The 22888-nt window shown below is 62.2% G+C and carries 24 protein-coding genes; 10 read left to right on the top strand and 14 right to left on the bottom strand.

Translation table 11 applies throughout. The annotated features are described in order from the left end of the window. Positions 1-90 precede the first annotated feature (90 nt). Positions 91-1128, top strand: a complete 1038-nt coding sequence (locus tag ACLI1Q_RS01465; protein ID WP_284772075.1) for an HAD family hydrolase — start codon at positions 91-93, stop codon at positions 1126-1128. A 110-nt stretch (positions 1129-1238) separates the two neighbouring features. Here the strand turns inward: ACLI1Q_RS01465 and ACLI1Q_RS01460 are convergent, their stop codons facing one another. From ACLI1Q_RS01460 to ACLI1Q_RS01440, 5 genes are all read right to left on the bottom strand, one after another. Beyond that, a complete protein-coding gene (locus ACLI1Q_RS01460; RefSeq protein WP_003855542.1) occupies positions 1239-1340 on the bottom strand; it encodes a 30S ribosomal protein bS22 in 102 nt (33 codons plus the stop codon). 345 nt (positions 1341-1685) lie between these two features. Further along, on the bottom strand, positions 1686-1874 hold the full coding sequence (locus tag ACLI1Q_RS01455; RefSeq protein ID WP_005276651.1) for a helix-turn-helix domain-containing protein: 189 nt from the start codon (positions 1872-1874) through the stop codon (positions 1686-1688). Positions 1875-2125: 251 nt separating this feature from the next. Beyond that, entirely contained in the window at positions 2126-2917 is a 792-nt protein-coding gene (gene proC / locus ACLI1Q_RS01450; RefSeq protein WP_239268844.1) for a pyrroline-5-carboxylate reductase, read from the bottom strand. Between the two features lie 81 nt (positions 2918-2998). Next, complete coding sequence (locus ACLI1Q_RS01445) at positions 2999-4270, bottom strand: tripartite tricarboxylate transporter TctB family protein (protein WP_284772074.1); 1272 nt, start codon at positions 4268-4270, stop codon at positions 2999-3001. A gap of 9 nt (positions 4271-4279) precedes the next feature. After that, entirely contained in the window at positions 4280-5209 is a 930-nt protein-coding gene (locus tag ACLI1Q_RS01440; RefSeq protein WP_284772073.1) for a Ppx/GppA phosphatase family protein, read from the bottom strand. A gap of 33 nt (positions 5210-5242) precedes the next feature. Here ACLI1Q_RS01440 and ACLI1Q_RS01435 point away from each other — a divergent pair, with 33 nt between their 5' ends. Continuing rightward, entirely contained in the window at positions 5243-6139 is an 897-nt protein-coding gene (locus ACLI1Q_RS01435; protein ID WP_411697037.1) for a hypothetical protein, read from the top strand. A gap of 17 nt (positions 6140-6156) precedes the next feature. On the opposite strand, the gene ACLI1Q_RS01430 is transcribed toward ACLI1Q_RS01435, so the two are convergent. The 4 genes from ACLI1Q_RS01430 to mshA all read right to left on the bottom strand — a co-directional run bounded on the left by ACLI1Q_RS01430 (position 6157) and on the right by mshA (position 10252). Beyond that, positions 6157-6867, bottom strand: coding sequence for a response regulator transcription factor (locus ACLI1Q_RS01430; RefSeq protein ID WP_284772071.1), 711 nt, complete (start codon positions 6865-6867; stop codon positions 6157-6159). After that, positions 6864-8126, bottom strand: a complete 1263-nt coding sequence (locus ACLI1Q_RS01425) for a sensor histidine kinase (RefSeq protein WP_411697036.1) — start codon at positions 8124-8126, stop codon at positions 6864-6866. The genes ACLI1Q_RS01430 and ACLI1Q_RS01425 overlap by 4 nt, the downstream gene beginning before the upstream one ends. A gap of 69 nt (positions 8127-8195) precedes the next feature. Continuing rightward, the gene (locus ACLI1Q_RS01420) at positions 8196-8945 is read right to left on the bottom strand and encodes a phosphoglyceromutase (protein ID WP_284772069.1); all 750 of its coding nucleotides are present in this window, start codon (positions 8943-8945) and stop codon (positions 8196-8198) included. Positions 8946-8986: 41 nt separating this feature from the next. After that, a complete protein-coding gene (gene mshA, locus ACLI1Q_RS01415; protein ID WP_284772068.1) occupies positions 8987-10252 on the bottom strand; it encodes a D-inositol-3-phosphate glycosyltransferase in 1266 nt (421 codons plus the stop codon). 66 nt (positions 10253-10318) lie between these two features. On the opposite strand from mshA, the gene ACLI1Q_RS01410 reads away from it, so the two are divergent. From ACLI1Q_RS01410 to ACLI1Q_RS01390, 5 genes are all read left to right on the top strand, one after another. Continuing rightward, positions 10319-12037 (top strand): long-chain-fatty-acid--CoA ligase, encoded by a 1719-nt coding sequence (locus ACLI1Q_RS01410; protein WP_411697035.1) that lies wholly within the window; start codon positions 10319-10321, stop codon positions 12035-12037. Then, positions 11985-12629 carry a methylated-DNA--[protein]-cysteine S-methyltransferase gene (locus ACLI1Q_RS01405; RefSeq protein ID WP_411697034.1) on the top strand — a complete coding sequence of 215 codons (645 nt, stop codon included), beginning with the start codon at positions 11985-11987 and terminating at the stop codon, positions 12627-12629. The genes ACLI1Q_RS01410 and ACLI1Q_RS01405 overlap by 53 nt, the downstream gene beginning before the upstream one ends. A gap of 70 nt (positions 12630-12699) precedes the next feature. After that, the gene (locus ACLI1Q_RS01400) at positions 12700-14409 is read left to right on the top strand and encodes a long-chain-fatty-acid--CoA ligase (protein ID WP_284772065.1); all 1710 of its coding nucleotides are present in this window, start codon (positions 12700-12702) and stop codon (positions 14407-14409) included. An 11-nt stretch (positions 14410-14420) separates the two neighbouring features. Next, positions 14421-15974, top strand: a complete 1554-nt coding sequence (locus ACLI1Q_RS01395; protein WP_284772064.1) for an AMP-binding protein — start codon at positions 14421-14423, stop codon at positions 15972-15974. Between the two features lie 69 nt (positions 15975-16043). Next, complete coding sequence (locus ACLI1Q_RS01390) at positions 16044-16520, top strand: S-ribosylhomocysteine lyase (RefSeq protein ID WP_023025084.1); 477 nt, start codon at positions 16044-16046, stop codon at positions 16518-16520. A gap of 161 nt (positions 16521-16681) precedes the next feature. Here the strand turns inward: ACLI1Q_RS01390 and ACLI1Q_RS01385 are convergent, their stop codons facing one another. Then, positions 16682-17806, bottom strand: coding sequence for a UDP-N-acetylmuramate dehydrogenase (locus ACLI1Q_RS01385; protein WP_284772062.1), 1125 nt, complete (start codon positions 17804-17806; stop codon positions 16682-16684). Positions 17807-17830: 24 nt separating this feature from the next. On the opposite strand from ACLI1Q_RS01385, the gene ACLI1Q_RS01380 reads away from it, so the two are divergent. From ACLI1Q_RS01380 to ACLI1Q_RS01370, 3 genes are read left to right on the top strand one after another with little or no spacing between them, the layout of a single operon-like run. Continuing rightward, the gene (locus ACLI1Q_RS01380; RefSeq protein WP_284772061.1) at positions 17831-18322 is read left to right on the top strand and encodes a DUF2505 domain-containing protein; all 492 of its coding nucleotides are present in this window, start codon (positions 17831-17833) and stop codon (positions 18320-18322) included. Between the two features lie 32 nt (positions 18323-18354). Next, positions 18355-19164, top strand: coding sequence for a class I SAM-dependent methyltransferase (locus ACLI1Q_RS01375; RefSeq protein ID WP_284772060.1), 810 nt, complete (start codon positions 18355-18357; stop codon positions 19162-19164). A 49-nt stretch (positions 19165-19213) separates the two neighbouring features. Next, complete coding sequence (locus ACLI1Q_RS01370) at positions 19214-20017, top strand: DUF2993 domain-containing protein (RefSeq protein ID WP_284772059.1); 804 nt, start codon at positions 19214-19216, stop codon at positions 20015-20017. Between the two features lie 38 nt (positions 20018-20055). Here the strand turns inward: ACLI1Q_RS01370 and ACLI1Q_RS01365 are convergent, their stop codons facing one another. From ACLI1Q_RS01365 to ACLI1Q_RS01350, 4 genes are read right to left on the bottom strand one after another with little or no spacing between them, the layout of a single operon-like run. Next, a complete protein-coding gene (locus ACLI1Q_RS01365; protein ID WP_284772058.1) occupies positions 20056-20499 on the bottom strand; it encodes a deoxyribose-phosphate aldolase in 444 nt (147 codons plus the stop codon). A gap of 2 nt (positions 20500-20501) precedes the next feature. Beyond that, positions 20502-20792 carry a DUF2516 family protein gene (locus tag ACLI1Q_RS01360; RefSeq protein ID WP_284770986.1) on the bottom strand — a complete coding sequence of 97 codons (291 nt, stop codon included), beginning with the start codon at positions 20790-20792 and terminating at the stop codon, positions 20502-20504. Between the two features lie 5 nt (positions 20793-20797). Next, positions 20798-21232 (bottom strand): CGLAU_01105 family protein, encoded by a 435-nt coding sequence (locus ACLI1Q_RS01355; protein ID WP_284772057.1) that lies wholly within the window; start codon positions 21230-21232, stop codon positions 20798-20800. A 33-nt stretch (positions 21233-21265) separates the two neighbouring features. Further along, positions 21266-22624 carry a DUF445 domain-containing protein gene (locus tag ACLI1Q_RS01350; RefSeq protein WP_284772056.1) on the bottom strand — a complete coding sequence of 453 codons (1359 nt, stop codon included), beginning with the start codon at positions 22622-22624 and terminating at the stop codon, positions 21266-21268. Between the last annotated feature and the right edge of the window lie 264 nt (positions 22625-22888).

Raw genomic sequence — 22888 nt, 5'->3', positions numbered from 1 at the left:
GGATTCTCCTCATAAGGACGCAGACGGGGAAAACGTTTACTATGGACATGTTAGTCCACCCCGCGTTTGCGAAAGCTGTTTATTCCACTCGTGTCCGCTTTACCTCCCCCCGGATTCCCCGAATCTCCCCGCGACTTTTTGGCCAATTGGACGGCCTCGCGCGGCAATCTGCGCAACTTTTTAGAAAACCAGGCGCTGGCCCCCTTGGGCGAGGAAGAACAGCGCGCCGCAGGTGAGGCGGCCGCTGCCGCCGCCTTAGAGGAATTCGGGCTCGAGCTCGAGGACTTCGCCTCCGGCATAGCCTCCGTCTCCGGTTCTTATGACGCCGCAGGCTCCCAGCGCATCACGGCCCAGGATCCGGACGTCCCCGTCGACGTGGGCGCCGCCGCCTTTTTCGACGTGGACAATACCCTCGTTCAGGGTTCCTCCTTGGTGGAATTCGGATTTGGGCTCGCCCGCCGACGCTACATCCGCATCTCTGAGATACTCCCGGTTGCCTGGAAGCAGCTTAAATTCCGCCTTTCTGGCGCAGAGAATGCAAAGGACGTCGCCGCCGGCCGCGCGCAGGCATTGGAGTTTGTCAAAGGCCGCAGCGTGGACGAGCTTATCGATCTCTGCGAGGAAATCGTCGAAGCCTCCCTCGCCCGCCGCGCGTACCCCGGCACCACGCAGCTCGCTGAGATGCATCTGGCCGCCGGCCAACAGGTGTGGCTGGTCACCGCTACCCCAGTCCAGCTCGCCCAGGTCTTGGCGCGTCGCTTTGGCTTTACCGGCGCCCTCGGCACCGTCGCGGAGGTAGAAGACGGCAAGTTCACCGGCCGCTTGGTTGGCGATATCCTCCACGGCCCAGGTAAGAAGCACGCCGTGGCCGCCCTCGCTACCATCGAGGGCCTCGATTTGGACCGGTGCACCGCCTACTCCGACTCCGCCAATGACATGCCCATGCTCACCATGGTGGGCACCCCCGTGGCCATCAACCCGGACCGCAAGCTGCGCAACATTGCAGAGAAGCGCGGCTGGATCGTCCGCGACTATCGCTCCATCCGCCGCGCCATCCGCACCTACGGCCTCCCAGCGCTTGTCACTGCGGCCTTTTCCTATGGCGGCTGGCGCTATTTCCGGAAGTAGCAGCGTACGCGGCGAAGCACTCTCAGCGTAGAAGCAGCTTCGGCACTAAAACCAGAAATCCTCCGCCGCCGCGCTAAGGCACGGTGCGGAGGATTCGTGGGCTGTTGGGTTTACTTGCCCAACTTGCGACGCTGCACGCGGGTGCGGCGCAGCATCTTGCGGTGCTTCTTCTTGGACATGCGCTTGCGGCGCTTCTTGATGACAGAACCCATAACAGGCGTCCTCACTTTCTTTTAGTACGTACTGTGAACCTGCCGGCGCCTGAAACGGCAAAGGTGCACTCTTTGCCACCTTGGCCGCACATATGCGGGCCATCACGGCGTGCCGACACGAATGCGATCTATCTTACCTAGTCCCCAGCGCGTCTCCAAAAGTGGCCCCGGCGGCGACCCGCGGAAACGGCGCGCAGCATATCGCTGCGCGCCGCAAAAGGGTGAAACGCGCTGCACAAGGGTGATGTGCGGTAATCGGACGACACACGGGAAACGAGACAGCGCCCACCACCGCTGACCAAGATTGGCCAACAGAAGTGGGCGCTGCCTTAAAGGCGCGAGCACCTACGCTCCGTAAACGGATGCCTCGAGGTACTCGTTAACGGCAGACTCGTGAACGCGGAAAGAGCGTCCGACGCGCACGGCCGGCATTTCGCCTGCGTGAACCAAACGGTAGACAGTCATCTTGGAGACGCGCATGATTTCGGCGACCTCCGCGATCGTCAGAAAGGTTCCTTTTTCTTCATTTGCCATAATTATCTAACCCTTCAGCTCGTTACGCGCTGTAGGCTTCCCCTCCCACAGGACTTCACGCACGTGCTTGTCCCAGCCTATCGTGAAACATGTGACTAATGCGACCCAAGTGCCAAATTTTTTCACAGCAGTTGTTCAGCTCACCGCCAAAAGCGCTGCGTAACAACCACCCCATGGCTCCCGTATGGCCCCTGAGTGGTGAGAGGTACCTACACCCCCACCACGGGGAACTGGCCGCATTAGGCGGGCTGCTAGCCCAGCTCCTTGGCCTTATCGGAGCAGGCTTGGGCGGCGCGGTAGAACGCACCACGCAGGCCGGACTCCTCCAGCTCGCGCACGGCCGCGGCGGTGGTGCCGCCTGGCGAGGTCACACCCGCGCGCAGCTGCGTTGCCGAGCGGCCGGAGTTGGCCAACATATCGCCGGAGCCGGCAGCTGCTTGGGCGGCGAGCTTTTCGGCGATATCGCGGGGAAGGCCGAGCTGCACGCCGGCATCGACAAGCGCCTCTGCCACAAGGAAGAAGTAGGCCGGCGAGGAACCAGCCAGGGCTGTCGCGGCGTCGATGTTCTTCTCCGGAATGACCGCGACCTCACCCACGGCCTCGAGCAGCTCCGTCACGCCCTGCATCTGGGCCTCAGTGACGTGCTCGCCGGCGGCGCAGGTGCACATGCCGCGGCGCACCAACATCGGCGTATTGGGCATAACGCGCACAACCGGCACGCCGTCGCCCGCAGCAGCCTGCAGGGCCTCCAGCGTCAGCCCTGCGGCCATAGAGACCACCACGGCGTCCTTAGCCGGGTTAATCTCGCCCAGCAGGTCCAGGATGGCATAAGGCTTGACGGAGGCGAAGATATAATCCGCGCCGTCCACCGCCTCAGCGTTATCCGTCGTGACGTTGACGCCATAGTTGCTCTTGAGCTCTTCACCGCGAGAGGCCGTGCGGTTGGTCACCGTGATATCGGAAGCATTGAAGCCCGATTCCACAAGACCCGAGGTCAAAGCCTCACCGATTTGTCCTCCACCTAAAATTGCAATCTTTGTCATAGTCTCCACAATGCCAAAAATAACGCCACCCGGCTACCTCCACGAAGGAAGCAGCCGGGTGGTTCTCAGCAATTCGCTGGTTTAGAGCATGACCAAAAGCAGTGGTCCGAACGTCAATATGAGGCCGGTAATGCCTGCAAGGAACATGGAGAACCCATCGCGGGCCGTGCGCAGCGCATGCGTAACGCCAGCCATAATTGCGGTCACGCCGAGTGCCAAGATAGATACGACGACGCGCGGGAAGTTATCCCAGAGCACTTCAAAGCCCTTGAAGATGACGATGGCCAAGACGATGCCCACGACCACCATGATGAGGATGGACATGGGGTTGAGCTTCTCGTGCTCTTCGGTGACTTCCTCGTCCCGCACCTGAGACAGCTCGCCGGTATCGTCAGACTTCTTCGCAGCCGCCGCAGGCTTCTGCTCAGGCGCGGCAGCCTTGCCCTTGGTTCCAGCGTCCTTGGTGTCTGCTGCGGTCTTCGCGCCAGCCTTCGCTCCCGTTACGGTCGCTGCAGCAGCGCCTGCCCCGGCAGCGCCAGCTGCGCCCGCCTTCTCCTTGGCTTCCTTGGCACCGGATTCAGCGGCATCAGCGGCGTCCTTGCGCTTGTCCTGCGAGGACTGCGACTTACCGATGCGCTGCATTACCGCCGTGTCATCCGCGGATGGCTGATGGGACTTCTTGTCGGCGTCCTTAGCGCCCGCCTTGTCCTCCGGACCCGACTGCGCAGGCTTCTTTGCCTCCTGTGCGTTTGTCTTCTGCGCTGGGGCAGGCTTGGCCGTCGGCTTCGAGCCAGACCCCGCCGCAGGCTTGGGAGAGGCGGTCGGCTCACTCGGCTTCCCGTTCTTCTTCGGCGCAGGGGACGCGGTTGGGGTACCAGCGGAAGGCTTCTCGGCAGCCGGCTTAGGAGAGGAGGATTGGGACTGAGATTGCTTGCTTTGCGCAGGCTTGCCGATGCCCTCCTGCCCCGCGGACGGCTTGCCTGCAGCGGACTTGGCGCCAGCAGGCTTAGCACCGGCAGGCTTGGACCCAGCTGGCTTGGAGCCAGTCGGCTGCGCCGCGGAGTTGTTCGCCGCGGTCTTTTTCTCAGCGGCGTTTTTCTCAGCGGACTGTTCGTCCTTGGACTTCGGCGCGCGGATGACAGGGGCGTCATCGTCGATGGATACGTTGGTGTGCTTCGCCTCAGGCGGGGTGGACTTTACCTTCTTCAGGCTGCCGGTGAGCTCGGCAACGGATACGCCGCCCTCATCGAGGCTCCGCCGACGACGGCGAGAGGTCTTCTCGTCTTTATCCGTGCGGTCCTTCTTATTGCGAGCCAGCAGCTCGGCCACGGTCAACTGTTTTTCGTCAGCCATGATCTCTTCCTATTCCAATCCCTTGTCGGTCCGGCGCAAAATAACACCTTCGCGCAGCGCCCATGGGCAGATTTCCAACTTCTCGATTCCAAGAGCTCGCATGCTTGCCTCGGCAACCAAAGCGCCGGCGACGATTTGGTGCGATCGGTTCGAACTTACACCCTCAAGGTCCGCTCTGTCTGCTGCAGTCATGCGCGTGATGAATGAAATCAACTGGCGCAGGCCCGGTGCGGTCAAGGTGCGCTTGACGTATGGCCCCGCAGACGATGGCGCCGCACCGGTAAGCCGCGAGAGGGTGCGGAAGGTTTTCGAGGTGCCCACGGCCAGGCCAGCCGGGCCCATTGCCTTCATCTGCGTGACGGCATCTTCAAGCTCCGCATCGATGAAATCGCGCAGCGCACTGACCTTCTTTTTCTCCGGCGGATCGGTATCGAACCAGTTGTGGGTCAGCCGGCCTGCGCCCAGATCGAGCGAGAAAGCCAGGTCAGGGTGTTCATCGGTACCGGTGGATAGCTCTAGGGAGCCACCGCCGATGTCCAAGTTGGTGATGCGTCCGGCGGACCAGCCGTACCAGCGGCGGGCAGCGAGGAAAGTAAGCTGTGCTTCCTCCACGCCCGAGAGGATCTGCAGGCGCACGCCGGTCTGCTTTTCCACCTCATCGAGTACCTCTTCAGAGTTAGGGGCAGAGCGGACCGCGGAGGTCGCGAAGGCGATGAATTCGGAGCACCCGAGTTTGTCACCCAGCTCACTTGCCTCACCCACGGCGGAAACGAGCTTTTTCAGGCCCTTTTCGTGGATGTTTCCCTTCTTATCCAGCTGTTCTACCAGCCGGAGTGGGGTCTTCCAATCGCTCATCGGAGTAGGCCGTCCCCCCGTTGCGGCATCGACCGCAACGAGGTGGACGGTATTACTTCCGACGTCTAATACACCTAATCGCACACCCATAGCGTAGTAGGTCTACCGTGGTTAGGTGTGAATCGCCCAAAATCTGACACCGTTTACCTAGGTTTTCCCGCGAGCTCGCCAGCGGCGGCATCGATTAAAGCCGGGCACGAAGAGGCCCCAGATTTTCCGCGGGAGTGGTTCGAATTTACCAACCCAAACGACCCTTACCACGTCTTTTCCATCGATCTCACGTGGGTGGAATCGCACTACAGCTGCCAATTTGGCACGTCGGCGTGCCGGGGCATCGATAAGAGCCAGCCCGATGTGGGCTGCTGCGTGCACGGTGCATATATGGCCGATGAACAAGACCGCGACCAGCTTTACGATGCCGTCTCCCGCATGCCCGCGCGCTATTGGCAGCTGCGCCCAGCGGGGGTAGATGAGTTCCTGGCGCAAGAAAACACCGATGAGCTAGAGCCCTGGTTGGAATGGGACGAGCTCGATGGCGAGGACGGCGAACCGGAACCGGCGCTGAAAACGCCCATCGTGGATGGCGCCTGCATCTTTGCCAACCGCGCCGGCTGGGAAACGGGCACGGGCTGCGCTCTGCACCAATGGGCAGTAGATAGCGGCGAGGAGCTGACCGTGGTCAAGCCGGAGGTGTGCTGGCAGCTGCCGCTGTGGCGCTACGAGGATTATGAAGAACGCCCCGATGGGCAGGAAATTTTGCGCACCACCATCGGCGAATATGACCGCCGCGGCTGGGGCAATGGCGGCGAAGACTTTGATTGGTACTGCTCTACCGATGGCGCCTGCCACGCCAATCCGCTGCCGATGTGGCAATCGCACGAGGACGAGCTCGTCGCGCTCATGGGGCGCGAAAGCTACGATATTTTGGCCCAACAATGCCGTGCCCGCGCAGAAGCCGCCGAGCACGGCGTGCAGCTTACCCAGCACCCGGCCAGCATCAAGGCCGGCTGGTAATAGAGCGCTAGCCGGCGCTAGAGTTCGAATTTATAGCCCAGTCCGCGCACCGTTACCAAGTGCTTCGGGCGGGAAGGGTGCTCCTCAATCTTGGTGCGCAGGCGCTTGATGTGCACGTCGAGCGTTTTGGTATCGCCCACGTAATCCGCACCCCAGATGCGGTCAATGAGCTGGCCGCGGGTCAGCACGCGCCCAGCGTTGCGCAGGAGGTATTCCAGCAGGTCAAACTCCTTGAGTGGCATGGCCACCGGCTCGTCCGCCACGGTGACGATGTGGCGCTCCACATCCATCTTCACGCGGCCGCCGGATAGGATCTGCTGGTCTTCTACCTCGGCGTCCTCCGCGGCGTCCGCGTGGGAGGACTGATCGTTGCCGCGGCGCAGCACGGCGCGGATGCGGGCGATGAGCTCGCGGGAGGAATACGGTTTGGTGACGTAATCGTCCGCGCCCAGCTCTAGGCCCACGACCTTATCGATTTCCGCATCGCGCGCGGTGACCATAATGACCGGTACGGAGGAGGTGGCACGTAGCTGCTTGCACACGTCGGTGCCGGACATACCGGGCAGCATGAGGTCAAGTAGCACGATGTCGATGTCATTGTCGGCGAATTTCTCCAGCGCGGAGGGGCCATCGAGGGCGATAATCGGCTCGAAGCCTTCCTTGCGGAGTAAGAATGCCAGCGGATCGGCCAGCGACTCTTCATCTTCCACGATGAGAATGGTGGTCATTGTGCTTTATCCTTTCGACGTGCTGCAACGCGTGCTACCGCACGCTGGAGCCCAGGAGCCGCCGCATCGACGGAATCCTTGTCTTCATTATCCTGCAAGTCAGCCTCGTGCGCTGGCTTCTCTTCCTTATATATGGGCAACTCGATGGTAAAAGTAGAGCCCGTGCCAGGCCGCGACCACAGCTTGATATTGCCCCCGTGGTTGGCCACCACGTGTTTGACAATTGCTAATCCTAGGCCAGTGCCTCCAGTCTGCCGCGACCGGGCTTGGTCAACGCGGAAAAAGCGCTCGAAGACGCGCTTTTGATGCTCCGGCGGGATGCCGATGCCCCGGTCCGTCACCCGGATCAGCACGACATCATCCCCCACTACCTTCTGTGAGACGGAGACCGGCAATTCCTCTGGCGAATAATTGATCGCGTTGGAAATAAGATTGGACAGCGCGGTTACCAAGAGGGACCGGTCGCCCATGACCTGCACGCCTACGGACGGCCCTTGAGTCAACCTGATGGAGCGCGCGTCTGCGGCAAGCTGATTGCGCGAAATCGCCTCATCAATCAAATCGTCTACGTAGAGCGGTTCCATCTCCGGCAGCGCCTCGGCGCCCTGCAGCTTGGACAGGGAAATCAGCTCGCTGACCATATCCGCCATGCGGTTGGCCTCTTTTTGCACCTTGGTACCGAAGTACTTCACGTGCTCCGGATCCTCGGGGTCTTGCAGTAGGGCCTCTGCCAGCAGCGCGATGCCACCCACCGGGGTTTTCAGCTCGTGGGAGACGTTGGCTACGAAGTCACGGCGCGCGGATTCCATGCGCACGTTTTCGCTCTCATCGGTGCCGTAGATGATGATGAAGCGGCCATCGTTCAGCGTCAGCGGCTTGATAACGGCCCTCACCTGCGTGACGCGGTGCCCGGTGCGGCGCTTAGGGATGGCCAAGTCCACGGTGCGGGTTTCCTTATCCTCGAAGACCTGCTCCGCGGTCTTCCAGATTTCCGGATTGACGGCGCGATCGTGGACCACAGACATCTCGTGCGCCGCGGGGTTGGACAGGATGATTTCCTGGTTCCTATCGAGCACCGTCAGCGCCGTGGGCGAGCCCTGGACCGCGAGGTGGAGGCCTTGGCTCACGGTGGTGACCTGGTTTGCCTGGGCATCGCTCGCGCGCTGGCGGCGTGCCATGCGCTCGCGCACCCGGGAAATCAATGGCAGCGCCACCGCGCAGGCAACCACGCCCGCGAGAAAGACAAAAATTAATTCCACGTCATTAAGCCTAACCATTAGAAAGTCCCCAGGGAGCACCTCCCCGGGGACTTATATGCAGTAGTGGGGTTACTTGTCACCACCCTGCGCGGCGACGGCAGCGGCCCCGGCCTCGGCGGCCTCTGGGTCCAGGTAAGTGCCGCCCTCGTTGACCACGGAGCCATCCTCCGCAATCTCGTACACCAGCGGAATGCCGGTCGGGATATTCAGCCCGGCGATGTCATCATCGGAAATGCCATCGAGGTGCTTGACCAACGCGCGCAGGGAGTTGCCGTGCGCTGCGATCATGACGGATTCGCCCTTCTTGGCCCGCGGCAGGATCTCTTCCTCGAAGTAGGGCACGAAGCGCTCGACAACGTCCTTCAGGCACTCCGTCTGTGGGACCTTGTCCAAATCCGCGTAGCGGGGGTCGTTGGCCTGGGAGTACTCGGCGTCATCGGCAAGCTCGGGCGGGCGCGTGTCATAGGAACGGCGCCATGCCATGAACTGGTCCTCGCCGTACTCTTCCTTGGTCTCGGCCTTGTTCAGGCCCTGCAGCGCACCGTAGTGGCGCTCGTTGAGGCGCCAGTCGCGGATGACCGGGATCCAGTGGCGGTCGGCCGCATCCAGCGCGATATTGGCGGTGCGGATTGCGCGGCGCAGTAACGAGGTGTACAGCACGTTGGGCAGGATGCCCTCTTGCGCGAGCAGCTCGCCGCCGCGCTTGGCCTCTGCCTCACCCTTTTCTGTCAGATCAACATCGACCCAACCGGTAAATTGGTTGGATTCATTCCAGGTGGATTGGCCGTGGCGAAGAAGAATCAGTTTTCCGTTAGTCATGCCTCCAGCATGCCACGAAACCGCCCGGCGCGTCAGTGAGGCTAGTCTCCCATCGCGCGGCGTTGGTGGCAGTCAGGCACGGGAATCTGCTGGGCTTCGGCATAAATCTCCGTCAGCTCCCGGGCCGTGTTGGTCCAGCTAAAGCGCACGGCGTGCGCGACGGCGGCCTCGCCCATGGCGATGCGCCGGGGGTCATCGTCCAGCAGCTGGGTCAAGGAATCCGCCCACTCCTTCGGATCGTGGGACGGCACCAGCAGCCCGGTCTCACCATCGACGACAGCGATGGACAGCCCACCCACGGCCGCGGCGACGACCGGCGTGCCAGAAGCCTGGGCCTCGAGCGCCACTAGACCAAAGGACTCGTTGTAGCTGGGTACCGCCACAATATCCGCTGCGCGGTACACACCCACCAGCTCCTCGGGCGGGCGGGGCCCTAAAAAGCGCACGCGCTTTTGCACGCCCAACTCCCGCGCCAATTCCCTATACGCCTCCGGCGAGGCATTGGCCCCGGATGGCCCACCGCAGATGAGCACCCGAAAATCGCGGGTGGGCTCGCGGTGGCACAGTTCGGCGGCGGTCCGGATAAGGACTTCGGGCCCCTTGAATTTCTGTAGCCGCCCCACAAAGGCCACGACCTTGGTATGCAGCGGGATGCCCAGCTCGCGGCGGGAACGCTCCGTATTGCGGTCGGTACCTGGGGTAAATAGCCCCACGTCGGCGCCCGGGGAGACCACGCGGATGATATCGCGGTCAGCATCGTAATGCTCGGCTAGGTCGCGGGCTTCCTGATCGGTATTGACCACGAGGAGGTCTGCGTTATCCACCAATTGTTGCTCGCAGATGCGCCGCGCTTCTGATTCCACGGTGTCCTCGGCCGTGCGGTAGGCGTTTTTCACCGCGGCCAAGGTGTGGGCGGTGTGGACCAGCGGAATGCCCCATAGATCGCGCAGCAGCCACCCCACCTGGCCAGAAAGCCAGTAGTGGGAATGAATGAGGTCATATTTTTTGCCCTGCCATTTAGCAAATTGCACCACGCCGCCGGAAAAGGCCGCGAGTTGGGTGGGCAGATCTTCTTTTTCTAGCCCCTCAAAGGGGCCTGCCACGATGTTGATCACCCGCAGGTTGGGGGCCACGTCCACGATTTCTTTGTGGCTGGGGCGGGTCGCACGGGTATAGACATCTACCTCTACGCCTAGCTGGGCTAATTGGCAGGCAATATTTAAAACGTAGACGTTCATTCCGCCGGCATCCCCGGAGCCAGGCTGCTCAATGGGGGAGGTATGCATAGAAATCATGGCGATGCGCATGGTGACCCATCTTAGCGGCGCTATACTGGCCCCTGCCAATAACCTACGCTACCGAAAGGTCACGCATTGTCCGCTTATGAATCAAAGGCATGGCTCCAGTATTACCCGGAGTGGACGCCGCATAGCCTCGACTATGGCAACACCACCCTGTTAGACCTGTATGACAACAACCTCAAGGTCAATGGCGATAAGTCAGCCACGTATTTCTTTGGACGCAGCCAAAACTATTCCGAGCTGGACCGCCAAGTGCGCGCCGCCGCAGCCGGCTTGAAGGCCTTCGGCGTGCGCCCCGGTGACCGCGTAGCCATCGTTGCCCCCAATAGCCCGCAGTACATCGCGGCCTTTTATGCCATCTTGAAGCTCGGCGCCCAGGTTGTGCTGCACAACCCGCTTTATACCGCCCACGAGCTGGAGGGGCTTTTCCAGGATCACGGCGCGCGCATCGCCATCGCCTGGGACAAGGCCGCCCCCACCCTGGAGAAGCTGCGGGCTACCACCAACCTGGAAACGGTCGTGTCCATCAACATGATCAACGCCATGCCCACCCTGCAGCGCGCCGCGCTGCGCCTGCCGCTTCCCCCGCTCAAGGCCAAGCGCGAGCAGCTTTCTGCCCCGGCACCAAATACCGTGCCGTGGGAGGCGCTGATTGGCGATGCCATCGGTGGCAACGGCAGCGATATTAAGACGCCAGAGGACATTGATAAAGACACCGTCGCGCTGGTGATGTACACCTCCGGTACGACCGGTGCGCCCAAGGGCGCGATGCTCTCGCACGGCAACCTCGTATCCAACCTGCTGCAGGGCAAGGCTTGGGTTCCAGGCTTGGGCGATAAGCCAGAGCGCATGCTCGCCGCCCTACCCTTCTTCCACGCATATGGCCTGACCATGAACGTCACCTTGGCACAGCTTATCGGCGGCGAATTGGTCATCCTCCCCGTGCCGCAGATCCCGCTCATCATGCAGCTGATGAAGAAGCACACCCCGACCTGGGTCCCGGGCGTTCCTACCTTGTACGAGCGCATCGTCAAGGCCGCCGAGGAGCAAGAAGTACCCATCAAGGGCGTGCGCGCGGCCTTCTCTGGCGCATCCACCCTGCCTTCTGAGACCGTCAATAAGTGGGAAAACGCCACCGGCGGCTTACTCGTGGAAGGCTACGGGCTTACCGAGTGCTCCCCCATTATCGTGGGCAACCCCATGAGCACCGACCGCCGCCCCGGCTACGTGGGCATTCCCTTCCCGGATACCGAGGTGCGCATCGCCAACCCCGATAACCTGGATGAGACCCAGCCAGACGGTGTTGAGGGCGAGGTGCTGGCCCGCGGCCCGCAGATTTTCAAGGGCTATCTTAATAACCAGGAAGCCACCGATGCCGCCTTCCACGATGACTGGTTCCGCACCGGTGACATGGGCATCATGGAAGAAGACGGCTTCATCCGCCTAGTCAGCCGCATCAAGGAAATCATCATCACCGGCGGCTTCAACGTCTACCCGGGCGAGGTCGAAGAAATCCTGCGCGAGCACCCCAGCGTCGACGACGCCGCTGTCATGGGCCGCCCGCGCGACGATGGCTCCGAAGATGTCGTTGCCTGCCTCGATCTTGCCGATGGCGCCGCGCTCGACCCCGAAGGCCTCAAGGAGTACTGCCGCGAGCGCCTGACCCGCTACAAGGTCCCGCGCACCTTCTACCACTTCGAAGAACTGGCCAAGGACCAAATGGGCAAGATCCGCCGCCGTGAGGTACAAGAAGACCTCATCAACCGCCTCGAAGCGGAGAAGAACTCCTAAAACACCTAGAGTTCCCACCACCATGCTGCGCACCATCGATACCCCCATCGGCCCGCTGCTGCTCACCGCGGATGCAGACGGGCTGTCCCGCGTTGACTTCGTCGCGATCCAGTTGGGTCGCGACGGAACCAGCAAGGGTCGCCGCAAACCCAATGAGGTTCGCGACGAAAACAGCAAGGGGCACCGCAAAACCAATCAGGTTCGCGGCGAGGAAAGCGGCGGAGTACATGGGGGCATCGACAAGCGCGGTGCAGACATCTTAGATGCGGCGCAAGAGCAGCTCGCGGAGTATTTCGCTGGGCGCCGCCGCGAGTTTGACCTGCCGCTCAACCCGGCGCCGACGACGGAATTTCGCGCCCAAATTCACGCGCAGTTGGACACCATTGGCTACGGCGAAATCTCAAGCTATGGCGAGCTCGCAGCCGCCGTGGGGCGCCCCGCTGCTACCCGGGCGGTCGGCACCGCCTGCGGCGCCAATCCCCTGCCGATTATTCGGCCCTGCCACCGCGTGCTGCGCAGCGATGGAACGCTCGGCGGCTATGCCGGTGGCCTGGATATCAAGCGTTTTTTGCTGACACTCGAAGAAAACTAGAGGATTTCCTCACGTTCTGGGTATACTCGCCCTTTGTAATATTTTTCTTTAGCAAACGAAAGGGCAGCGCGTGTCCGCATACGAATCCCGGGCCTGGATTAAGCACTACAGCGACTGGACCCCCGCCACGCTTGATTACGGCGATAAAACCATCGTTGACTACTACGTCAATAACCTCCGCATCAATGCGAATAAGTCCGCTACCTACTTCTTCGGCAGTACACAGAGCTACGCGGACCTAGACGCACAGGTGCGCGCCGCCGCTGCGGGACTTAAGGCCTTTGGCATCCGGCCTGGCGATAGGGTCGCCATCGTCATGCCTAACTGCCCCCAACACGTGGTGGCGTTTTATGCCATCCAGCTGCTCGGGGCCACCGCGGTGGAACACAATCCCCTCTACACCGCCCACGAGCTCGAGGGGCTTTTCCAGGACCATGGCGCGCGTGTGGCCATCGCCTGGGATAAGACGGCGCAGACGCTGAATAAGCTGCGCGCCACCACCCCACTAGAGACCATCGTGTCCGTCAACATGATCGATGCGATGCCACCGCTCAAGCGCCTCGCACTCCGGATTCCCCTGCCGCCGCTGGCCGCCAAGCGCGAGCAGCTAACCGGCACGGCCCCGAATACCGTGGCCTGGTCCACGCTTATCGGTTCTGCCATCGGCGGCGATGGCAAGGACCTCGAGATTGCCAAGGTCACGCAGGACGATATCGCGCTTATCCTCTACACCTCCGGCACCACAGGCAAGCCCAAGGGCGCGCTGCTTTCGCACGGCAACCTCATCTCCAACTGCGTGCAGGGCGAAGCCTGGCTGACGAATATGGACGCCACCGACCAGCGCTTCCTCGCCGCATTGCCGCTCTTCCACGCCTACGGCATGACCACGCTGTGCGTGCTCAGCATCTACTTCGGCGCCGAGCTCATCTTGGTTCCATCCCCGCAGATGCCGCTCATCATGGACATCGTTAAGAAGCACACCCCCACCTGGCTACCGGGCGTGCCCACGTTATACGAGAAGATCATGGACGCCGCCGAGGACAAGGGCGTGGATCTTGCCGGCATCAGCAACGCCTTCTCCGGCGCCGCTACCCTGCCGGTTGACGTGATGGAGCGCTGGGAATCCATGACCGGCGGCCGCCTCGTGGAGGGATTTGGTATGACCGAGACCTCCCCCGTGCTCATTGGCAACCCCATGAACGGCAACCGCCGCCCGGGCTATGTGGGCCTGCCCTTTCCCGATACCGAGGTGCGCATTGGCAACCCGGATAACCTCGATGAAACCCAGCCAGATGGCGAGCCGGGCGAGATGCTGGCTCGCGGGCCGCAGATCTTCCAGGGCTATTTCAATAACGAAAAGGCCACCGAGGAGTCCTTCCACAACGGCTGGTTCCGCACCGGCGATATGGCCACCATGGATGAGGACGGCTGGGTCAAGCTGGTTAGCCGCATCAAGGAAATCATCATCACCGGCGGCTTTAACGTCTACCCGGCCGAAGTCGAAGAGGTGGTGCGCAAGCACCCAGACATCAAGGAGGTCGCCGTGGTGGGCCGCCCGCGCAAGGATGGCTCCGAGGACGTCGTCGCCTGTCTCATCCTGCGCGATGGCGCCGTCTTGGACCCAGAAGGCCTCAAATCCTTCTGCCGCGAGCGCCTGACCCGCTACAAGGTTCCGCGCACCTTCTACCACTTTGAGGAGCTGGCTTCGGACCAGCTGGGCAAGGTCCGCCGCCGCATGGTGCAGCAGGATCTCCTCGATCTCCTCAAACAGAAGGCTTAGTATTAACCACCATGTCAGACCTCGAGTACGACGCCACGCTGACGGATTTCCTCGCCACCGCCGTAGCCAACTTCCCCCACCGTCCCGCCACCTTTTTCGCGGGCGAGACCCTGAGCTACGCGGAGTTGGATACCCGTATCGCCGCTGCCGCCGGCGCCCTGCGGGAGATGGGAATCCGCCCCGGCGACCGGGTGGCGCTGGTCTTGCCCAACTCCCCGCAGCACCTCATTGCCTTTTTCGCGGTGCTGCGCCTGGGCGCGGTCGTGGTCGAGCATAACCCTCAGTACACCGCCCACGAGTTGGCCCCGCTCTTTGCCCACCACGGCGCCCGCATCGCCTTGGTCTGGGATCAGGTCGCCGCCGTGGTCGATGGCCTAGCCAGCACGGTGATTCCCGTGTCCTTGGAGGCGCCCCTTCCCCTCTCCGGCGCCCCAGTGCCTCACCGCCAGGCCGCGCTTGCCGATGCCGCCCTCATCCTCTACACCTCCGGCACCACCGGCCAGCCCAAGGGCGTGGTGCTCACGCACGGCAACCTCGCCGCGAACTGCATCCAATTGGAAGCCCAGGCCGATCTGCGCCCGGGCCACGAGCGTTTCCTCGCCACGCTGCCGATGTTCCACTCTTATGGATTGACCATGAGCGTCTTGCTCGCGGTGCGCTGCGCCGCCGAGATCATCCTGCTGCCCTCCCCACGCCCCGCAGCCGTGGTCGGCGCCTTGGCACAGCGCCGCCCGACCTGGATGCCGGGCGTTCCCACCATTTATGAGCGCGCCATGGGCGAGCTGGCGGCAGAATCTGCCTCCGAGGCGGCCGCTGAGCCGACCGCCGAGCAGGCCACAGACCTGGGCGGGGTGCGCTACGCCATTTCCGGCGCGGCATCGCTGCCCGCGCGCATCATCGAGCCCTGGCAAGACCGCACCGGCGGCATGCTTGTCGAGGGCTACGGTCTTACCGAGGCCTCCCCCGTGCTGACCATCAACCCGCTTGGTGAGGGTCGGCGCGTGGGGACCATCGGCAAGCCGCTTGCCGATACCGACTTGCGCATCGGGGATCCCGCTGACCTTGACCGCAGCCAACCCGATGGCACGCCCGGCGAGATCCTTGCCCGCGGGCCCCAGGTTTTTTCGGGCTACCTCGATAATCCCGCCGCCACGCGGGAGGCATTCCACGGCGATTGGCTGCGCACCGGCGATATGGGTGTGCGCGAGGCCGATGGCCATTTCCGGCTGGTGGGCCGGATTAAAGAGGTCATCATCACCGGTGGCTTTAACGTCTTTCCCAGCGAGGTGGAACATGCATTGTTGAGCCACCCCGCGATAAGCCAAGCCGCGGTGGCCGGCGTCCCGCGTGCCGATGGTTCCGAGGATGTCGCCGCCTGCCTTGTGCTCCACCCCGGCGCCACCTTCGACGCGGAAGCGCTGCGCGAGCACTGCCGCGGCCTCCTGGCCCGCTATAAGGTCCCGCGGCATTTCGTGGTGCAAGAAGAATTGCCCACCGATCAGCTGGGCAAGCTGCGCCGCCGCCAGGTACAGGAAATCTTGGTGGCGGAAGTGTCCTCCCGCTAACTCGCGGCGCACAGTCGGCTGAAGAATCTATTCTGTGAAGTGACACTCGCAGCGATTAGGCTGGGGAGTATGACTGAACAGAACCAAGAAAAGATTAACGTCAAGTCCTTCGAGCTCGACCACCGCCTCGTCAGCGCGCCTTATATCCGGGTGGCTGACCGCACCGATTTGGGCGGCGGCGTCGAGATTATCAAGTACGACCTGCGCTTCTGCCAGCCCAATAAGGAGCACCTGGACACGGAGGCGCTGCACTCCGTGGAGCACATGATGGCCAACTTTATGCGCAACTACACCGATAAGCTCATCGGCTTTGCCCCTATGGGCTGCCGCACCGGCTTCTACGCCATTACCAACGGCATGGAGCAGGATGAATTGCTGCGCGCCGTTGAGGGTGCGCTGAACGATATCCTCACCGCCACCGAGGTTCCCGCCGCCAACGAAGAGCAGTGCGGTTGGGGCGCACACCACAGCTTGAAGGGCGCGCAGGATGCGGCCCGCAAGTTCCTAGACGCCAAGCCGGAGTGGCTCGAGGTCATGGCTGCCTAGGAGCCCGCAAGCAACACTTCCGTCCAAAACAACCGCGTTTCGCCAAAAATGAGGGCGAATTTTAGAAGAACGCGGTTGTTTTGGACGTTTTTATCTCCGCGCGGGCCTAAAACCCGGCGCGAACCCAGCGGCTAAGGCCCCGTCGCGCCGAGAGGCGCGGCCTAGTCCTCGTCCATGGATAGGCCCAGCCACACGGGCTCGGGCACGAGCTCGACGCCGAAGGCCTCGCGGACGCCATCGCGAATAGTGCGGGCCAGCGCGACAATATCGGCGGCGCTCGCGTTTCCGCGGTTAGTCAGCGCCAGGGTGTGCTTGGTGGATAGCGTTGCCGGGCCGGATCCGGGGTAGCCCTTTGTAAAGCCGGCGTTATCGATAAGCCAAGCGGCCGAGAGCTTCTCGTGCGGGGACGATTCGCCCTGTGCGGTGGCGACGGGGTGGCGGGGCATGCGGTCGGCGGGGGCATCGCCAAGCGTGGCGCGCACCTTGTCTTGGATGGCGTCGGCGACGCTGGATTCGACCACGGGGTTGGTGAAGAAAGAGCCGGCGGACCAGGTGTCATGGTCGGCGGCATCGAGCACCATGCCCTTGCCGCGGCGCAGGGCGAGGACCTCCTCGCGGACCTGGGCGACGGGGCGGCGCTCGCCGGGGGCATCGGTAAGCTGCCCAAAGCGCAGGGGGCGAGAGAGCCCATCCGTGGTCAATTGCAATTCGACCTCGAGCACCACCGCGCGGCCGGTGAATTTCAGGTTGGAATAGCGGTAGGCCAGATCGAGATCGGAGACGGGAACCCACTCATCGGCATCGGTGCGCAGGTTATACAGGCGCACACGGGTCAAGACCTCAGAAATCTCGGCGCCATAGGCACCCACGTTTTGCACGGGCACCGCGCCCACCGTGCCGGGGATGCCGGACAGGCACTCGATGCCGCCCAGGGACTGCGTCACGGATTCCGCCACGACCTCGTCCCATACCGCACCGGCTTGGGCGCGCACGAGGCCAGTTTCGGTATCCATGTCCACCGCGGCAAAGTCGAGGACGACGGCGACCACGTCTACCTCACCATCAGAAACCAGCAGGTTGGAGCCGCCGCCAACCACAATGAAGGGAACTTTTTCTTTCTCGAGGTACCGCAGTGCCGCAACTGCCGCTTCAGGCAGCGAGCAACGCAACGTGACCCGTGGCTTTCCCCCCACGCGCAAGGTGGTGAGATCAGCAAAGCTCGCCGTGGGATCCACGTCTACGCCGTCGATTGCTGTGAGTTGTTGCGTCAAAAATTTATCAAGCACGTATACCAAGGTAGTCTGTTAAGCATGTCAACTCGTAGTGAAAACACCGTAACCATCAATCAGCCTATCGACATGGTTCACAAGGCGCTGCTCACCCAGGGGTACTGGGAGTACATCGTGGCAAACCTTTCCCCGGAGGCAGGCCAGGTTCACGATTTCTCCGATAACGTAGCCACGCTCTACGAGGTCCTGCCGACCACCCTTTTGCCAGAGGCAGTGCGCGCCATGGTCTCGCAGGACCTCAAGGTCAAGCGCGTGGTCACCGTGGGCGAGCTCAACGGCCAGGCCGCTGACGTCAACTACACCGCTGACGTCAAGGGCACCCCGGTGGACTTCAAGGGCGATATTTCCCTGGCCGGCGAGGGCGAGATGACCAAGCTGACCTACACCAACGAGATCTCCGTCAAGATCCCGATGATGGGCGCAGCCATCGAGCCGAAGGTGGGCGAATCCCTGGCAGAGCTCTTTGATAACGAGGGCAAGCTGACCGAACAGTGGATTTCTGAAAACTCCTAAGGCACTCCCAACCTTAGAATCCACCGATTCCCATGGCCGACCACGCTCATAACCTGCGCGCCAGCGCAGCAGCGGGTCGGCCTTTTGGCGTTATTACCCGCGGCACCACCAATTACAACCGGCTGCGGCGCTGCGATAGGTGGATGGTCGCCCACCCAGAAATTTCGGCGCTGCTGCGCCACGTGCGCACCCCGCTCGCGCTCGACGTGGGCTACGGTGCCTCCCATACCACCACCGTGGAGTGGGCGCGGTGGCTGCGCCGCATCAATCCCCGCGTGGATGTGCGCGGGCTGGAAATCCACCCGGACCGGGTGCTACCGCCGCGCGATGGCGTGCGCTTTGAGCTGGGCGGATTTGAGCTTGCGGGCTACCGTCCGCAGGTGGTGCGTGCCTTTAATGTGCTGCGCCAATACGACGTGGACCAGGTTGCGGAGGCCTGGCAGACGGTGTGTTCCCGCCTGGCCCCTGGCGGGTTCTTCGTGGAAGGCACCTGCGATGAGCTGGGCCGGCGCGCGGCGTGGATCCTGCTCGATCAGCATGGCCCGAAGACGCTGACGCTCGCGTGGGATCCCTTCGACGTGGCCCGCCCCTCCGATGTGGCCGAGCGCCTGCCCAAAGTGCTCATCCACCGCAACGTGCCCGGCGAGCCCATCCACGAGCTCCTGCAGGCCGCCGATAGGGCCTGGGATCGCGCCGCTGGGTGGGCCCCGCACGGCCCGCGGGTGCGATGGCGCATGGCACAAGCCCTGTTTGCCGATGCCCCCTTTAACCTCCAGCCTCCCCGCCGCCGGCTGCGCGATAATACGCTCACTGTGAGCTGGGAGAGCATCGCGCCCCGCTAATATCCAGCACACATTGCCACCGGCCGCCTCATGCGCCACACTGGTAGTCATGGCTGCAAAGAAATCGGGCGGATCGCTCGCTTGGAAAATTGTCGTAGGCGTCCTCGTAGCGCTGCTTATTATCATCCTCATCGCCGAATTTGGCCTGCGCTGGTTCATTAGTAATCAGATGACCGAGGAGTTTAAAAATAGCGCCAAAGAAGAAGGCATCGAGGCAACGGAAGATCCCTCGGTAAGCTTTGGCGGCAGCCCCCTCCTCTTTGGGCTTATGCGCGGCTCGATTTCCCAGATGGACATGACCACGCCGTCGACCCTGCAGATCGAAGGCTCCCAGATCAAGGGGCAACCCGCCTCCGAAATCCACGTGGAAGATATGTCCACGGATGCGGATAACCCAGTGGCCGGCTCCCTCCGCGCCACCACCACCGTTCCGGATGACTACCTGCTGGCTAGCTTCCAAAAAGGAATCTCGGACCAATCCGGCAGCGACACCATTGGGAATATGGTGGTTACTGAAATCACCGCGAATGACCAGAGCGACGAGCTGGAAGTGAAGTTCGGCGGCGGCTTGGCCAGCCTTTCGCTCAAGCCCACCGCCCGCGACGGCAAGCTAGAGATCAATGCCACCGAGGCCGCCATCTTTGGCCTGTCGCTTCCTGAGCAAGCAACTAGTTCCATTTCCGAGGCACTGCAGGAAGGCATGTCTGATGAGCTCATTGCCAAGGACTTGCAGGTCGAATCCGTGGACGTGGGCGATGGCAAGCTCACGCTCACCTTTACGGGCACCGATGTTCCCTTGAATGATTTGGAACACTTCTCGGGCGAAAGCGACGAACAGAAGAAAGCCGCCTAACAACGTCGGCCGCAGAAGCGGCCGACCTAGGGAGAGACTTAGGCGGTGGGAAATTCTACGACGGGCAGCGAGCTGGACAGCTCGCTGCCTTTTTCTATGACGAGTGCGTGAAATCCCGCCTGGGCGGCGGCGGTTTCCGCGAGGGACCGCGCCGGCTCCACCTCCGGCAAGATGAGGCCCACGCGGGCTGGGTCCGGGCAGGCCTCGCGGATGGCGACGAGCTCGGAGAGGATAGGGGTAACATCGGCAAGCGTGGCATCAACGCTGACCCACACCTCGTCCGCGCCGGACTGGATGGCCAGGCGGGCCTCAGAAGCCTTGATGAGCGTGTGGTGCCGGCCGGTGGGATAGCCCGCCACGGCCGTAATGCCCGCTGGATCGGCTGCGGCCGCCACCGTCACGTGATGCGGCGAGACCAAAACATGCTGCCCGGCGGCCTGCTCCCTGACCTCAGTGGCGGAAGCGTGCAAGAGATTTTTCATGCTTAGTAGCTGTAGTCGCCGTTGATGATGGCCTTGAGCTGCGGGCGCACGTCAAACCAGTAGATGCCGGTGATGACCGTGCCAATCCACGCCAAAATTTGGAGGCCGGTAGCCATCGCAACCGCCGAGCCCGCAAGTAGGCCTACCCATACCCATTTACCCTTGCGGTCGCCGGCCCGAAACGCGTCCTCGCGCGTAGATGCCGCGAGCACGGCCCCGATGATGGCGGTAATGGTCAGGACCTGGAAGAAGTAGATGGGAAAATTATAGGCAATGTCAAGTAAGAGGTACATGCAGATTAATTCGTGGGTTCGTCGGTATCGATAACTTCGCCATCGATAATATTATCGTCCTTGTCCGCCGCAGCGGAATTACCGTTCTTGGGCGCGTTCTTCTTCTCGTTCACGCGCTCCTGGGCATAGCCATACGCGTCCTTCACGCCCTCGCGGGTTTCCTGGTACGCATCCGCGAACTTGTCCTTCGCCTCAGAGAAAGCCTCCGAGTCGCGGGTTTCTTCCGCGGCCTTCTTGATGGACGCGCCCCACTGCTTGGCGGTGTTGGTGGCCTTATCCAGCATGCCGTCCTTATCGCCCTGTGGGCCCTGCGCACCTGCGCCCTGCGCGCCCTGGTTCTCGCGCTCTTCCTGCAGGCGGCCGCCGAAATCCTTGGCGGTATTTAGCGCGGACGCACCGGCTTCCTTCAGGGAATCAAAAAGCTTCTTCTTCTCAGTCATGAAATCCTCCGTGTGATGAATTATTCCGGCGCATTAGGCGCCGAAAATGAGATGATTAACAGCATATATGGCCAAGCCTGCCAGGGAGCCGACGATAGTGCCGTTAAGGCGAATAAATTGCAGATCCTTGCCCACCATCAGCTCGATATTTTGCGAGGCCTCCTGCGCATCCCAGCGCTTGATGGTCTCCGGGATGATCGCGATGATCTCCGGGGCGAATTTCTCCACCGCGTAGCGCGCGGCCTTGTCCACAAGATCATTGGCCTGGGCCAAGAACTCGGAATCCTCGAGCAACCGGTGCGCTAGTTCCTTCACCTTGGCCGTCATCTTCTGCCGCAGGAAGGACTCCGGGTCATTGAACTGATCAATCAGCGTGGTAGAAATCGTGCGCCACATCGCCGCCGGCGCCTGCTGCACCTGATCAGAGGCAAGCATCTCTTGCTTGATGTTCTCAATGCGCTCGCGCATATCCGCATCCCACTGCAGATCCGCAGCCAGCTTGGATAGGTTGCGGCGAATGGCCAGGCGGGCCTCGTGGTTGCCATCGCGGCGAACTTCCTCGGCGAAATTAACGAGCTCGCTATAGACCTTGTCCCCCACCATCTCGCGGGCAAAGCGCGGCGCCCACCCGGGCATGCGCTCATCGATGGCCGTGACCACCGTCGATTCCATGCCAAGAATCTTCTTGTGTGCCCAGTCAATGAGGTCATCCTCCAGCGGGCGCGCCTTGCCGTCCGCGATATAGCCCTCCAGCAACCGGCCCAATGGCGGCCCCCACTCCGGCTCCGCCAGGCGGTCCATGACCTGGGTGCGGATGAACTGCTCCGCCTCAGCCGGGTCAAGGTCCTCCACCACGCTGGCGGCGCGCTGGCCAATCCATTCGGAGACCTCCTCCGCCTTGCCGGGTGCTGCCCCCTGGCGCGCCAACCACAGCGGCAGCTCCGCCTCCCGCACCTTGGCACTCAGCGCATCCGCGGTAAGGAAGTTCTCCTCCACAAAGTCCTTCAGCGCATCGCCCACGCGGTCCTTATTATTCGGAATCAGCGCCGTGTGCGGAATGGGCAGGCCCATCGGCCGGCGGAACAGTGCCGTCACCGCAAACCAGTCCGCCAGGCCACCGACCATGCCGGCCTCCGCCGCCGCACGCACGTAGCCCACCCACACTGGAGCCCCGCTTTCCGACGCCTGCCACCACGAACACCCCAAAAAGATCACCGCCGCACCAATCAGGAACGACAGCGCAATCGCCTTCCACCGCCGCAAGTCCGCCCGCCGGGCCTCCTGGTTACCGGCCTGCGGAACGGGAGCAGCGCCCGACGGCGCCGTTGCAGTTTCCGGCTCCGGTGCCGAAGCGGTTGCCGATTCGAGGCCTTCGTCCGCGCGGTGGTTCATGTGGTCTCCTTGGGATTGGGAAGGTGCTTTCGAGCTTCATTCTCTAACACTAGTGCGTCCTAAAACACTCGCTAAACCACGCGACCAATTCAGTTAGGGGTTAGACCTATGCCCCTACGGATCCTGATCTTTATTCGAAGGTCACGTTCCATTTCCAGCGCTTTCCGGTGAATAGCCTTTGCACATGGATACCTATACGTAAACTGGTTCCGCGCCTTCTATCTATGACAATCAAACCCCTGAAACAAAACTTAGCTTCGGTCT

Source organism: Corynebacterium limaceinasi (genome assembly GCF_046717465.1).
In the GTDB taxonomy this organism is placed as follows: domain Bacteria; phylum Actinomycetota; class Actinomycetes; order Mycobacteriales; family Mycobacteriaceae; genus Corynebacterium.
This window is presented reverse-complemented; position numbering and strand designations above follow the sequence as displayed.

Coding starts and splice junctions, on each gene's coding strand:
- ACLI1Q_RS01460 (WP_003855542.1), bottom strand. CDS start 1,340: ATGGGTTCTGTCATCAAGAAGCGCCGCAAGCGCATGTCCAAGAAGAAG.
- ACLI1Q_RS01455 (WP_005276651.1), bottom strand. CDS start 1,874: ATGGCAAATGAAGAAAAAGGAACCTTTCTGACGATCGCGGAGGTCGCC.
- proC (WP_239268844.1), bottom strand. CDS start 2,917: ATGACAAAGATTGCAATTTTAGGTGGAGGACAAATCGGTGAGGCTTTG.
- ACLI1Q_RS01445 (WP_284772074.1), bottom strand. CDS start 4,270: ATGGCTGACGAAAAACAGTTGACCGTGGCCGAGCTGCTGGCTCGCAAT.
- ACLI1Q_RS01430 (WP_284772071.1), bottom strand. CDS start 6,867: ATGACCACCATTCTCATCGTGGAAGATGAAGAGTCGCTGGCCGATCCG.
- ACLI1Q_RS01420 (WP_284772069.1), bottom strand. CDS start 8,945: ATGACTAACGGAAAACTGATTCTTCTTCGCCACGGCCAATCCACCTGG.
- mshA (WP_284772068.1), bottom strand. CDS start 10,252: ATGCGCATCGCCATGATTTCTATGCATACCTCCCCCATTGAGCAGCCT.
- ACLI1Q_RS01395 (WP_284772064.1), top strand. CDS start 14,421: ATGTCAGACCTCGAGTACGACGCCACGCTGACGGATTTCCTCGCCACC.
- ACLI1Q_RS01390 (WP_023025084.1), top strand. CDS start 16,044: ATGACTGAACAGAACCAAGAAAAGATTAACGTCAAGTCCTTCGAGCTC.
- ACLI1Q_RS01380 (WP_284772061.1), top strand. CDS start 17,831: ATGTCAACTCGTAGTGAAAACACCGTAACCATCAATCAGCCTATCGAC.
- ACLI1Q_RS01375 (WP_284772060.1), top strand. CDS start 18,355: ATGGCCGACCACGCTCATAACCTGCGCGCCAGCGCAGCAGCGGGTCGG.
- ACLI1Q_RS01370 (WP_284772059.1), top strand. CDS start 19,214: ATGGCTGCAAAGAAATCGGGCGGATCGCTCGCTTGGAAAATTGTCGTA.
- ACLI1Q_RS01365 (WP_284772058.1), bottom strand. CDS start 20,499: ATGAAAAATCTCTTGCACGCTTCCGCCACTGAGGTCAGGGAGCAGGCC.
- ACLI1Q_RS01360 (WP_284770986.1), bottom strand. CDS start 20,792: ATGTACCTCTTACTTGACATTGCCTATAATTTTCCCATCTACTTCTTC.
- ACLI1Q_RS01355 (WP_284772057.1), bottom strand. CDS start 21,232: ATGACTGAGAAGAAGAAGCTTTTTGATTCCCTGAAGGAAGCCGGTGCG.
- ACLI1Q_RS01350 (WP_284772056.1), bottom strand. CDS start 22,624: ATGAACCACCGCGCGGACGAAGGCCTCGAATCGGCAACCGCTTCGGCA.